The following is a 12,240-nucleotide window of genomic DNA, read 5'->3' as shown; positions in this document are numbered from 1 at the left end:
TAGAAATTCTTAGTTAGGATGATACAAGAGCAGCCAAATCATACTTCACTCGGTAATGATAGCCATATTTCGTTTGATAGCCAAGCTTCGCATATAAAGTGACTGCAGACACATTGCTTGCGATAACCTGCAAATATTGCTTGGTTGCACCTTGCGTAATGCTCCATGCCGTCAATGCATGAAGAATGGCATAACCGTAGCCTTTGCCGCGGTAGTCTTCATGGACAATGACATTGACGAAGCCAGCCCATTCGCCTTCTACTATGGCTGTGCCTAATGCGACAATTTGCCCTTGTTCTTTCAACGTGATAAAAGCTTTTCGAGTTGGCATCCTTTCACATAAGCCTTGATAGATGCTCCGACGTTCCTCTGGGTACTTCTCAAGCGAGAGAAATGCGTCGAGCCACTCATCGGTAACCGTAGGTGAATTCACAAGTTCAAGTGACAAGGCAGTCGGGTATTGTTGCTGTATGCGCTCTGAAGCGTAAGAAGCGATCTGCTGGCTATTACCTACCATGATGTCGCAAGGGGTATCCAATTCGTATCCTTGGGCTTGCAGGAAACGATCTAACTGTTCAGGTGAAGCATCACTAATATGAAAAATAGCAGGTAACCCGTGACTGTGGTAAAATTGTTCAACGCGCGATAGCCAATTGTCATCACTAGGGTAAGACCCGACGGCAAACACACTGTTTGCTCGTTTAGTTACCCCTTGTGTAGCTCTGACGAGCCACTGATCGATCATTGTGTTCGTTTCAGCAGGCCAAGTATTGGCTGCAATCCGATCTAATCTTTCGCAAAAATCACGTTCTGTTCCCATGAATATTTGCCTCCATCCCAATTGATATTACATAAATATACAGTTTTATGCATAAAAATTCAATCATGATTTTAAGGAGGAAATCTGCCTTGGAAATACAACTACGACTGCGATCGGCCACGCTGGAAGACTACGAGGCTGTGAATACGATCATTCGTGAAGGTCAAGAAGAGCATGCGGAGGCGTTGCCGGATATTTTTGCACGATTGGATCATGTTGTAGCGATGGGTTGGTATCGAAGCTTCTCGGACAAGGCCGACAAGGAAATTATAGTGGCGGAGCTTGGATCTGAAGTTGTTGGCGTTGCCATGTTAGAGATGAAGCATAGTCCCAACTATGAAGCACTCGTGCCTCGCAGATATGCCTATTTGAATGAGCTTGCGGTTTCCTCCGCATATCAACGGCAAGGCATTGGCAAGAAGCTGTACCAGGCGGCCGTCCAATGGGCGCGCGAACGCGATGCTACATCTTTTGAGCTCAATGTCTGGGAATTTAATGAGCGTGCTTTGCGCTTTTATGCATCCTTAGGTATGCTAACATTAAATCGAACCTTAACGACAAACTTAAAGCTATAGAACGAAGGAGATCACTTATGCTTTTTATTGATAATGAAGGAATTACGGATCCAAGGATTAATCTGGCAATTGAAGAATTCGCCTTGCGCAATCTCCCGGCAGGGGAGAGTTACTTGCTTTTTTATATCAACGAACCTTCGATCATCATCGGCAAAAACCAAAATACGCTGGAAGAAATTAATGCAGAATATGTGAAAACGAACAACTTGCATGTCGTCCGTCGCTTGTCTGGCGGAGGTGCGGTGTACCATGATTTGGGCAACCTGAATTTCAGTTTTATTACGCAGGATGATGGCAATTCTTTTCACAATTTTCAAAAGTTTACGGCCCCCGTTGTTGAAGCGCTGCAAGCACTTGGTATCCAAGCTGAATTAACTGGTCGCAACGATATTCAAGTGGGTGAGCGCAAAATTTCGGGTAACGCGCAATTTGCAACGAAGGGTAGAATGTTCAGTCATGGCACGCTGCTATTCGATTCTGATATCGAGAATGTCGTTTCGGCGCTGCGGGTTGATCCGGATAAAATCCAATCTAAAGGCATTAAATCGATTCGCAGTCGGGTCGCGAACATCGTTGAATTTCTGAAAGAGCCGATTACAATGGAGGAATTCCGCGTTAAATTGCTGCTTTCCATTTTTGACGTAAATACAGAAGAGGATGTATCTACTTATCAGCTTACTGAGGATGATTGGGCGCAAATTCATCAGATATCCGAAGAGCGTTATCAGAATTGGGATTGGAATTATGGCAAATCGCCGAAGAGCACCGTTCAACATGCTAAACGAATCGAAAGCGTTGGAAGAATTGATGTTCGCTTATCAATAGAGGAAGGACATGTGCAGCAAGTCAAAATCTATGGCGATTTCTTTGGAGAGCATGATGTGGCAGAGCTTGAAGAGAAGCTCGTAGGTATGCGGTATGAGGAGTCAGCGCTGCGTGAGCGATTGGCAGGTGTAGAGTTGAAGCGCTACTTTGGTGCTTTGGATGAGGAGACATTCATCTCGTTGCTGATGTTGACGTAAAGTACAAGGGTTGCGGTCTAAAATGGGTTTCACAAGCGTAGGATGGTGGATACGAACTAATAAACCATCATCTAAACGAGGTGATCCTCATGAGTGGTAGAAGCTTGCCATCCAGACAAATCAACATCGTTTTACGGCAGCCGGAACCTGGCAGTCAGCGGCGTACTGTTGAGGGATTAGGCGGGCAATCAGGCGCTTCACCCCTTGCTGACGCCGAGCCCATGATCTCTGGTAAAAGGACGCCAATGGAAGGTCCGCTATCGGATATTTTCAAAGAGCTGAATGCGCTCATAGGCTTAGAAAATGTCAAAGAGCTGGTGCATGAAATTTATGCGCTCCTCCAGATTTCTCAATTTCGTGCTGAAGCTGGACTTTTGAGCAATGCTCATGTGTACCATATGATTTTTAAGGGCAGCCCTGGGACAGGGAAAACGACCGTTGCAAGACTGTTAGGACGTATGTTTCATGCGATGGGTGTGCTGAGTAAGGGGCATTTCATCGAGGTAGAGCGTGCAGATCTTGTAGGTGAATACATTGGACATACCGCGCTGAAAACTCGTGAATTGATGAAAAAAGCGATGGGCGGCGTCCTATTTATTGATGAGGCGTATAGCTTGGCACGAGGTGGAGAAAAGGATTTTGGGAAGGAATCGATCGATGCGTTGGTAAAGGGAATGGAGGATAAGAAAAATGAGTTTATACTCATTCTAGCGGGATATAGCGACGAAATGGAGCAATTTCTAGCTACAAATCCTGGGCTCCCTTCACGGTTTCCCATTCAAATTGATTTCGAGGATTATCCCATTGATCAATTGATTCAAATTACGGAGTTGATGGCGAAGGAGCGAGAGTATGTCCTTTTGCCCCAAACGCTGGCGAAACTGAAGCAGCATCTATCTGAGGAAAAAGCGATGACCTGGCGTGCATTCAGCAATGCGAGATATGTTCGGAATATTTTGGAAAGAGCGATGAGACATCAAGCAGTACGACTGTTAAGCCAATATGTGAATGCACCATCCAAAATTGAACTGATGTCGATTCGTCCTGAAGATGTGAAATTTAAATGAATGCGAACGTAACGTTTGAAAACATTGAAACCATTTAACCTACTCTGGTTAGTGGTTTTTTTGCGTTTTCCAGAGGAAGTCCGTTATAATCGAATTTTCCTGCCAGGCAAATTGACTTTCCTAATCATTTCCTCCACAATGATGAAGGAATAGGCCGATTTGGCCTTATTTCCGTCATTATTAGCATTTTGCAGGAAGTAAAGGAGACGACTATGAAAACAACTTCACATATGGTTGAAAAAGATATTGATGACAGAGCGGTACTCGTCAGTCTAATTACGCAGAAGCAGAAGAAGAATGAGCTGCTGGCGGAATATTCGCTGCAGGAGCTTGTGAAGCTGGCTGAAACAGCTGGCGTTCAAGTACTGGAGACGATGACGCAGAATAAAGAAGTCAAGGATACGAAGTGGTTTATTGGTAAAGGGAAAGTCGAGGAATTAAAGCTGCGATTGGAGGAGCTTGGCGGGAATACGGCCATCTTCGACCAGGAGCTGTCAGGTGCACAGGTTCGTAATTTGGAAGCGGCGCTCGATGTGAAAATTATTGATCGGACGCAGCTTATTTTGGATATTTTCGCACAGCGTGCCAAAACGCGTGAAGGGATTATTCAGGTTGAACTGGCGCAGCTCAGCTACTTGCTTCCAAGGCTTTCTGGCCAAGGAAAAAACCTGTCTCGTCTAGGTGGCGGGATCGGGACAAGAGGACCCGGGGAGTCGAAGCTGGAAACCGATCGCCGGCATATCCGCGGGCGTATTGATGAACTGAAGGCGCAGCTTGAGGAAGTAGTTCGTCATCGTAATTTGCATCGTGAACGCCGGAAGAAAAGCGGTGTTTTCCAAGTCGCTTTAGTTGGGTATACAAATGCAGGGAAATCTACCTTGCTTAAGCAGTTAACACAAGCGGATGTTTATATTGAGAATCAATTGTTCGCTACCCTGGATCCGACTTCTCGGACGATGGTATTGCCAAGCGGTAAAGAAATTGTCCTAACAGATACGGTTGGATTCATTCAAAATCTTCCGCATGATCTCGTTGCATCATTCCGAGCTACGTTGGAAGAAGCGAATGAGGCGGATTTAATTCTTCATGTGGTGGACAGCTCAACGGATATGCGCAACGAGCAAATGCGCGTTGTACAAGAAGTGCTAGAAGAGCTTGGCGCTCATCAAAAAGAGCAAATTACTGTATTTAATAAAATCGATCTTTGCGAGCAAGCAGAACGGGAGATGTTATCTGCGGAAGGCGAATTCATGAAAATGAGCGCCTATACGCCAGAGGATTTGGAACGTTTACGGATCACCATTGAAGATAAGCTAATGGGGGACAGCAAGGAGTTCCGCATTCCGGCTAACAAAGGAGATATCATCGCGCTTATGTACCGCATTGGAGAGGTGCTTGAAACCGATGTGGATGGGGAAGACATGGTGTTCAAGGTTCGTGTGAACAAGGAAGATTATGTCAAGCAAGCTTATTTGCTAGTTGATTACGATCAATCGGTGGCAAAATCAGAGCAGGATGAGAACGAGGGAGAGAGCAACTAAGATGCAATTCGGGGATACAGTTCTTGCAAGAATGGAAAAAGCAGAGCAACGCGTAGAGAGCGCATTTCGTCAAATCGAGAAAACGATAGATCTCAATCAGTGGAAGGTGATTCGTGCCTTTCAGGAACATAAAGTAAGTGATTATCATTTTGCTTCTTCGACAGGTTATGGCTATAATGATCGCGGTAGAGAAGTATTGGACCTTGTCTATGCGGATGCTATGGGCGCTGAGGCGGCGCTTGTACGCCCGCATTTTGTGTCGGGCACGCATACGATCGGTACCGCTTTGTTTGGTGTTCTGCGTCCTAGCGAACATCTACTTTACATCACGGGTAAGCCTTATGATACGTTGCACAAGGTCATTGGCAAGCCTGGCGACGGCACAGGCTCGCTGCAAGACTTTGGGATCGGCTACAGCGAGGTCGACCTGCTTGAGGATGGCTCGCCAGATTGGCCGGCGATCACTGCAGCCATTCAGCCGAACACGAAGGTGATCGGCATTCAACGTTCCCGCGGCTATTCGTGGCGGCCGTCGTTCACGATTGCTCAAATCGGCGAAATGGTCCGATTTGTGAAAGAGATCAACCCCGAGCTCATTGTCTTCGTTGACAATTGCTATGGGGAATTCACCGAGCTGCAGGAGCCGACGCAAGTTGGCGTCGATCTGATGGCTGGCTCGCTGATCAAAAACCCCGGCGGCGGCATCGCCCCTTCGGGCGGCTATATCGCCGGGCGACGCGACCTCGTGGAGCTCGCCGCGTACAGACTGACCGCCCCCGGCATTGGGGGCGAGGTCGGGGCCATGCTCGGCGCGACGCGAGCGATGTATCAAGGGCTATTCCTTGCCCCGCATTTGGTGGGGCAAGCGGTCAAGGGCTCGGTCTTCGCGGCGGCGATGTTCGAAGACCTCGGCTTTGTCAGCCATCCGCGCTGGGATGCGGAGCGAACGGATTTGATTCAAGCGATCCGCTTCACGTCCGCGGAGCATTTGATCACGTTCGTGCAGGGCATCCAGAAGGCGTCTGCGGTGGACTCGCATGTGGTCCCAGAGCCTTGGGACATGCCTGGCTATGAGCATCCCGTCATTATGGCAGCAGGAACGTTCATCCAAGGCGGCAGCTTGGAGCTGTCTGCGGACGCGCCAATTCGTGAGCCTTTTATCGCGTACATGCAAGGCGGCTTGACCTATTCACACTGTAAGTTAGGTGTACTAACGGCAATCCAACATATGGAAGACAAGGGATTACTGTGAAAAATTAAACTGTGAACAAACCTGACACTCCTTGACACGTATTTGTTAGAAAGGTACAATGAGAGAGAGGTACTTACTGACCAGGAGTGATTAGCATGAGTGATGAAATACGTAGAAATATGGCGTTATTCCCTATCGGAATCGTCATGAAGCTGACTGATTTAACCGCAAGACAAATTCGCTACTATGAGCAACATGAATTGATCATCCCAGCTCGGACAGCTGGTAATCAACGGCTCTATTCGTTTAATGACGTGGAACGTCTTCTTGAGATTAAAGATTTGATCGAAAAAGGTGTAAACATTGCAGGTATTAAGCAGGTTCTTATCCCGGTTGATAAGGATTCTGAGGATGCAACGATTCTGAACGAGCACACCGAAGTGAAACGTAAAGAATTGACCGACTCTCAATTGCACAAAATGTTGAAGCAGCAATTGATTGGCGGGGGGAAACGCCCGGATCAGGCTTCCTTGATTCAAGGACAGTTATCCAGATTTTACAAATAGTATCGTATGTCAAACCGCTTAACATTTGAGAGGAGAATGCACACGTGAGCTATAACATTAATTATTCCAAAGAAGATATTCTTCGCATCGCTAAAGCAGAAAACGTTCGTTTCATCCGTTTGCAATTCACAGACTTGATGGGAAGTATTAAGAACGTAGAAATTCCTTTGAGCCAACTTGAGAAAGCGCTTGATAATAAAATGATGTTTGATGGATCTTCCATCGAAGGTTATGTTCGTATTGAAGAGTCGGATATGTACTTGTATCCGGATTTAGATACATGGGTTATTTTCCCATGGGTTACTGAAAGCAAAGTCGCTCGTTTGATCTGCGACATTTATATGCCGGATGGCACGCCATTCGCTGGCGACCCACGCGCGATTCTGAAAAACGCGTTGAAGCAAGCTGAGGAAATGGGCTATACAGCAATGAACGTTGGACCAGAGCCTGAATTCTTCTTGTTCAAAACAGATGAAAAAGGCAACCCAACAACCGAGTTGAATGACCAAGGTGGTTACTTCGATTTGGCGCCGATGGATCTTGGTGAGAACTGCCGTCGTGATATCGTATTGACACTGGAAGAAATGGGCTTCGAAATTGAAGCGTCCCACCATGAAGTAGCGCCAGGTCAACATGAAATCGACTTTAAATATGCTGATGCAATTAAAGCTGCTGACCAAATTCAAACGTTCAAACTCGTTGTTAAAACGGTAGCTAGACAGCATGGTTTGCACGCAACGTTTATGCCGAAGCCATTGTTCGGAATGAACGGATCCGGTATGCACTGTCACCAATCCTTGTTCAAAGGCGAGACAAATGCATTCTATGATGAGAGTGACAAATTAGGCTTAAGCACAGTAGCAAGACAATATATGGCAGGCGTTCTTCGTCATGCGCGTTCATTTGCAGCGATTACGAACCCTACGGTTAACTCCTATAAGCGTCTAGTTCCTGGTTATGAAGCACCTTGCTATGTGGCATGGTCCGCTAGTAACCGCAGCCCGATGATTCGGATTCCAGCTTCCCGTGGCCTAAGCACACGTGTTGAAGTTCGTAACCCGGATCCAGCGGCAAATCCATACTTGGCATTGGCAGTTATGCTTGCAGCTGGTTTGGATGGCATTAAGAACAAAATGCAGCTTCCTCCGCCAACAGATCGCAACATTTATGTGATGACGGAAGAAGAGCGTGAGAGCGAAGGCATCCCGAGCTTGCCGCTTAACTTGAAACAAGCATTAGACGAGTTGCTTCGTGATGATGTTGTTTGCGATACACTCGGTGAGCATGCCCTTGCACATTTCTACGAGTTGAAAGAAATCGAGTGGGATATGTACCGTACACAAGTTCACCAATGGGAAAGAGATCAGTATCTGTCTCTGTACTAAGAGTTAGCTTGATCCATGAAGTTTGAATGTTGACAACTAGATAAGATAAGCCCGTCAGACTCGAAATCGAGATCTGATGGGCTTTTTAATGCGAAGGAGACTAATTGAACTATGGACAATTTTAATCGTAATTTGGAAAAGTATGCAGAGTTAGTCATTCGCGTCGGGGTTAACTTACATAAAGGCCAAGATTTGTTGGTGGAAGCTCCTATAGAGACATTGGATTTAACGAGACTTATCGTGCAAAAAGCCTATGAGGCTGGGGCAAATTTTGTCCATGTGCATTGGCAAGATGATGTCGTTACACGTAATAAGTTTGACTATGCGCAAGATGATGCGATGGATTACTATCCAGAGTGGTATACGACGATGCTGGAGCGTTTTGTTGAAAACGGCGGAGCGTTGTTGAACATTAAGGTACCGAATCCGAATCTTTATGATGGTATTGACGCCAGTTTGATTTCTAGAGCATCCAAAGCTGCTTCGACAGCTAGAGCGAAGTATCAGCAATATGTCCGAACAGGTGCATTTAGCTGGTGTTTGATCAAAGCGCCAACAGAAGCATGGGCTAATATTGTGTACGGGGATCTGCCAGAAGAGCAGCGAATTGCTGCGATGTGGGATGCGGTATTCAAATTCAACCGCGTCTATGAAGACGATCCTGTTGAAGCTTGGCACAAACATTTGGATACGCTGAAGGCGACGCACAGCTTATTGAATGCAAGAAGCTACAAAGCACTGCGTTATCGTGCTACGGGTACGGATTTACGTGTTGAGTTGCCAGAGGGGCATATTTGGCTAGGTGGGGATAATGAGAACGCGCGAGGCATCCGTTATGTGGCGAATATGCCGACAGAGGAAGTGTTCACGATCCCGAACCGAACAGGTGTTAGCGGCAAAGTGGCGAGTACAATGCCATTGAATATTAACGGAGCGTTGGTGGATAAGTTTACCTTTACATTTGAAGCGGGTAAGGTTGTAGACTTTACGGCAGAGGTGGGGTACGAACATTTGGCTCGTTTGCTGGATATGGATGAAGGGGCGCGCTACTTAGGTGAAGTTGCACTTGTTCCTTTCGATTCTCCGATTTCTAATGTAAATCGTATTTTCTACAATACAGGCATCGATGAGAATGCTTCCTGCCACTTGGCGTTGGGGAGCTGCTATCCGATTAATTTAACGGATGGTACCAAACTGACGAATGCGGAATTGAAAGCTCGCGGAGGGAATAGCTCATTGATTCATGTCGACTTCATGATCGGTTCAGCAGAGCTTGAGATCGATGGGGAATTAGCGGATGGGACAATTGAGCCGATCTTCCGTGCGGGGAACTGGGTGTTAACGTTCTAATTGTGATTGAAATGTAAGCGAATGGGATCACAAATTGACGAGGACGAAGCATTATGTTCAAAAGTGCAAAAATGCAAAAATGCAAAAATGCAACTCATTACACGAACGTATGTTTGATATGCGAAATGCTTGCAAATAGGCAACTTTTTCTGTGAGTATTCGTCGTTTTGGTGCATCATCGGTCCTAGATGGTGCTTTTTTGCACTAATTTAGTCATTTTGGGGCGTTTTCCCCGAAAGTAAGTGTATTTTTGCATCTTTGACCTTTTGTCCCTTGCGGCTTAGTCAAACCTGTAACCAACTTCTGAATAAAAAAGAGGAGCTACGTGGCATATGCCGCTTAGCTCCTCTTTTATGCTTTTTATGGGCGGATTCCCCCACATTTGTTCGCCTACATCGATGCTACATATCCCGGAACAATCCAATCACGCGACCAAGAATCGTCACATTTTTCAATAGAATCGGTTGCAGCGCGGAGTTCTCTGGTTGAAGGCGGATATGATCCTTCTCCTTGTAGAAACGCTTAACTGTTGCTTCATCGTCTTCTGTCATAGCAACGACAATATCGCCGTTATTAGCTGTTTGCTGTTGTTTTACGATGACATAGTCGCCATTATGAATACCAGCTTCAATCATACTGTCACCCATAATGCTGAGCATGAACACGTTGTTGTCACCGACCATGCTGGAAGGAAGCGGGAAGTAGTCTTCGATATTCTCAGTGGCTGTAATAGGAACACCAGCCGTTACTTTACCTACGAGAGGAACACGAGCGACGGACACTGCGAAATTAGATTCAGCACCATCAAGTCCCAGGATTTCGATTGCACGGGGCTTGGTTGGATCTCGACGAATCATGCCTTTTTTCTCAAGACGCTCCAAATGCCCATGTACGGTCGAACTGGAGGCTAGTCCAACAGCTTCGCCGATTTCTCTAACGGAAGGCGGGTAGCCTTTGTCTTTCACTTCGTTCTTAATGAATTCCATGATGGCTTGTTGACGCTGCGAAATTTTACTCATAAGTTATCACTCCAATACTGGGAATCATTACCCAAAGTATAACATAGAACCCGAGTTCGTACAAACATAAGTTCGAAAAACGATTGACTCAAACATGTGTTCGTGTTATTCTAATATCAGAACAAATGTTTGGGGGATGAATTTTATGTATATGGCTTACTCACAATCGAACGCAACAACTACACGTCAAGGTGCTGCTCACACATCCAGAGGGATGAACAATAAACGAGGTTATGCGAAGTTACTACTTCGTTTCTTGCTGATCGCAGTCATACTTGGTACTGTGTTTTCGTTTGGTGCGATTGTACAAGCCTATGCAGGTGATGGGAGCGTTACAGTAGCTGCATCAACTGCTTCTGTTCAACCATCGGAGAAAGTTGTCCAGCACGAGAAGATTGTCATTCAAAGCGGTGACACGCTTTGGGGAGTCGCAGAACTGCACAAAAAGAAGGGTGAGAACACGCGTTCTTACATCGAGAAATTGAAGTCATTTAATCATTTATCGAGCAACTCATTGCAAGCTGGACAAGTTCTAGTACTTCCTTAAATTATTGATTTATTCATATAAATGAAAGAGAGACATGGCGCTTGAGCTATGTCTCTTTGTGTCTATCCTTGACATTCCTAATCGGTGATGGCAAAGTAGTACTCATATTGAAATTTTGACTGGGAGGATTACAATGAGTGACAGCATGGATAAGACGATTGCGCGTATCAATGAACTAGCTCGTAAGGCGAAGGCGGAAGGCCTGACAGATGCTGAGCTAGAAGAGCGTAACGAATTAAGAAAGATCTATATCAATGCCTTTAGAGGAAACCTGAAGGTCCAACTCGATTCCATTAAGTTTACTGACGAAGAGAAATAAGCCTACATATAGATACTACATTCAAAGGGGAAATGAATGATGACGTTGAAAGCTGTGCTTTTTGATTTGGATGATACTTTGCTATGGGATGATCGCAGTGTAGAGGAGGCTTTTGCTGCAACTTGTGAAGAAGCGGCGAAGCATGTGAATGTAAATCCAGAGGAGTTAGAAGCATCTGTTCGTAAAGAAGCTAGAAGCTTATACGAATCCTTTGAGACGTTCCCATTTACCAAAATGATTGGAATCAATCCTTTTGAGGGTCTATGGGCGAATTTCACACAAGGTGAGGACGAAAACTTCCGCAAACTAGAGAAATTGGCACCAGGCTATCGCACAGAATCATGGACGAGAGGGCTTGCTGCGCTGGGGATTGAAGATCGTGAGCTAGGTTACAAGCTAGGTGAGTTGTTTGCAGCTGAACGTCGCAGACGTCCCTATGTTTACGAAGAAACGTTCCGTGTGTTAGATGCTTTGAAGGGCAATTACAAGCTGCTTCTATTAACGAACGGTTCTCCTGATCTTCAAAAGGAGAAATTAGCAGGTGTTCCTGCGATTGCTCCGTACTTTGATCATATTGTGATTTCCGGTGAATTTGGACAAGGGAAGCCTGCTGCGGCTATTTTTAACTATGCCTTAAGTCTGCTTGAGATTGATGCTGCGGAAGGCATTATGATTGGGGACAAGCTGACGACTGATATTTTGGGATCGGGAAGCATCGGCATGCGTAACATTTGGATTAATCATCACGGATTACAAAGTGGCGACGAGATTGTACCTGCCTATGAGGTGTCCCGTCTGCAAGACATTTTGCCGATTATTTCGAACGGTTAGGTCAGC

At 45.8% G+C, this 12,240-nt stretch carries 13 protein-coding genes; 11 read left to right on the top strand and 2 right to left on the bottom strand.

The features are described from left to right. Positions 1–13: 13 nt before the first annotated feature. Positions 14–820, bottom strand: coding sequence for a GNAT family N-acetyltransferase (locus tag AC58UX_RS17125; protein WP_497254772.1), 807 nt, complete (start codon positions 818–820; stop codon positions 14–16). An 89-nt stretch (positions 821–909) separates the two neighbouring features. Between AC58UX_RS17125 and AC58UX_RS17120 the strand changes: the two genes are divergently transcribed. The 8 genes from AC58UX_RS17120 (at position 910) to AC58UX_RS17085 (ending at position 9,518) form a co-directional block, all read left to right on the top strand. Then, the gene (locus tag AC58UX_RS17120; RefSeq protein WP_497254770.1) at positions 910–1,395 is read left to right on the top strand and encodes a GNAT family N-acetyltransferase; all 486 of its coding nucleotides are present in this window, start codon (positions 910–912) and stop codon (positions 1,393–1,395) included. A gap of 17 nt (positions 1,396–1,412) precedes the next feature. Continuing rightward, positions 1,413–2,417 (top strand): lipoate--protein ligase, encoded by a 1,005-nt coding sequence (gene lplA, locus AC58UX_RS17115; protein ID WP_497254768.1) that lies wholly within the window; start codon positions 1,413–1,415, stop codon positions 2,415–2,417. An 89-nt stretch (positions 2,418–2,506) separates the two neighbouring features. Continuing rightward, positions 2,507–3,484: an AAA family ATPase gene (locus tag AC58UX_RS17110; protein ID WP_497254766.1), complete on the top strand. Its 978-nt coding sequence runs from the start codon at positions 2,507–2,509 to the stop codon at positions 3,482–3,484. Positions 3,485–3,696: 212 nt separating this feature from the next. Further along, the gene (gene hflX / locus AC58UX_RS17105) at positions 3,697–5,025 is read left to right on the top strand and encodes a GTPase HflX (RefSeq protein ID WP_497254764.1); all 1,329 of its coding nucleotides are present in this window, start codon (positions 3,697–3,699) and stop codon (positions 5,023–5,025) included. Positions 5,026–5,056: 31 nt separating this feature from the next. Continuing rightward, a complete protein-coding gene (locus AC58UX_RS17100) occupies positions 5,057–6,277 on the top strand; it encodes a methionine gamma-lyase family protein (RefSeq protein ID WP_497254900.1) in 1,221 nt (406 codons plus the stop codon). A 95-nt stretch (positions 6,278–6,372) separates the two neighbouring features. Further along, positions 6,373–6,783 (top strand): MerR family transcriptional regulator, encoded by a 411-nt coding sequence (locus tag AC58UX_RS17095; RefSeq protein WP_028554456.1) that lies wholly within the window; start codon positions 6,373–6,375, stop codon positions 6,781–6,783. Between the two features lie 56 nt (positions 6,784–6,839). Then, a complete protein-coding gene (gene glnA, locus AC58UX_RS17090) occupies positions 6,840–8,168 on the top strand; it encodes a type I glutamate--ammonia ligase (RefSeq protein ID WP_497254898.1) in 1,329 nt (442 codons plus the stop codon). A gap of 111 nt (positions 8,169–8,279) precedes the next feature. Continuing rightward, the gene (locus tag AC58UX_RS17085) at positions 8,280–9,518 is read left to right on the top strand and encodes an aminopeptidase (RefSeq protein WP_497254762.1); all 1,239 of its coding nucleotides are present in this window, start codon (positions 8,280–8,282) and stop codon (positions 9,516–9,518) included. A 401-nt stretch (positions 9,519–9,919) separates the two neighbouring features. Here the strand turns inward: AC58UX_RS17085 and lexA are convergent, their stop codons facing one another. Beyond that, positions 9,920–10,537 (bottom strand): transcriptional repressor LexA, encoded by a 618-nt coding sequence (gene lexA, locus AC58UX_RS17080; RefSeq protein WP_497254760.1) that lies wholly within the window; start codon positions 10,535–10,537, stop codon positions 9,920–9,922. Between the two features lie 145 nt (positions 10,538–10,682). Here lexA and AC58UX_RS17075 point away from each other — a divergent pair, with 145 nt between their 5' ends. From AC58UX_RS17075 to AC58UX_RS17065, 3 genes are all read left to right on the top strand, one after another. Further along, complete coding sequence (locus AC58UX_RS17075) at positions 10,683–11,084, top strand: LysM peptidoglycan-binding domain-containing protein (RefSeq protein ID WP_497254758.1); 402 nt, start codon at positions 10,683–10,685, stop codon at positions 11,082–11,084. A 133-nt stretch (positions 11,085–11,217) separates the two neighbouring features. Further along, positions 11,218–11,403 carry a DUF896 domain-containing protein gene (locus tag AC58UX_RS17070; protein WP_497254756.1) on the top strand — a complete coding sequence of 62 codons (186 nt, stop codon included), beginning with the start codon at positions 11,218–11,220 and terminating at the stop codon, positions 11,401–11,403. 39 nt (positions 11,404–11,442) lie between these two features. After that, a complete protein-coding gene (locus AC58UX_RS17065) occupies positions 11,443–12,234 on the top strand; it encodes an HAD family hydrolase (RefSeq protein ID WP_497254754.1) in 792 nt (263 codons plus the stop codon). Positions 12,235–12,240: the final 6 nt, after the last annotated feature.

Source organism: Paenibacillus sp. J22P90, assembly GCF_059692195.1.
The sequence above is the reverse complement of the archived record's forward strand: the minus strand, read 5'-3'. Positions and strand labels throughout refer to the sequence as shown.

Excerpts from the sequence above, each read along its gene's own strand:
- AC58UX_RS17100 (WP_497254900.1), top strand. The coding sequence starts at position 5,057 with ATGGAAAAAGCAGAGCAACGCGTAGAGAGCGCATTTCGTCAAATCGAG.
- AC58UX_RS17095 (WP_028554456.1), top strand. The coding sequence starts at position 6,373 with ATGAGTGATGAAATACGTAGAAATATGGCGTTATTCCCTATCGGAATC.
- AC58UX_RS17065 (WP_497254754.1), top strand. The coding sequence starts at position 11,443 with ATGACGTTGAAAGCTGTGCTTTTTGATTTGGATGATACTTTGCTATGG.
- AC58UX_RS17110 (WP_497254766.1), top strand. The coding sequence starts at position 2,507 with ATGAGTGGTAGAAGCTTGCCATCCAGACAAATCAACATCGTTTTACGG.
- AC58UX_RS17125 (WP_497254772.1), bottom strand. The coding sequence starts at position 820 with ATGGGAACAGAACGTGATTTTTGCGAAAGATTAGATCGGATTGCAGCC.
- AC58UX_RS17075 (WP_497254758.1), top strand. The coding sequence starts at position 10,683 with ATGTATATGGCTTACTCACAATCGAACGCAACAACTACACGTCAAGGT.
- lplA (WP_497254768.1), top strand. The coding sequence starts at position 1,413 with ATGCTTTTTATTGATAATGAAGGAATTACGGATCCAAGGATTAATCTG.
- hflX (WP_497254764.1), top strand. The coding sequence starts at position 3,697 with ATGAAAACAACTTCACATATGGTTGAAAAAGATATTGATGACAGAGCG.
- AC58UX_RS17070 (WP_497254756.1), top strand. The coding sequence starts at position 11,218 with ATGAGTGACAGCATGGATAAGACGATTGCGCGTATCAATGAACTAGCT.
- AC58UX_RS17085 (WP_497254762.1), top strand. The coding sequence starts at position 8,280 with ATGGACAATTTTAATCGTAATTTGGAAAAGTATGCAGAGTTAGTCATT.
- lexA (WP_497254760.1), bottom strand. The coding sequence starts at position 10,537 with ATGAGTAAAATTTCGCAGCGTCAACAAGCCATCATGGAATTCATTAAG.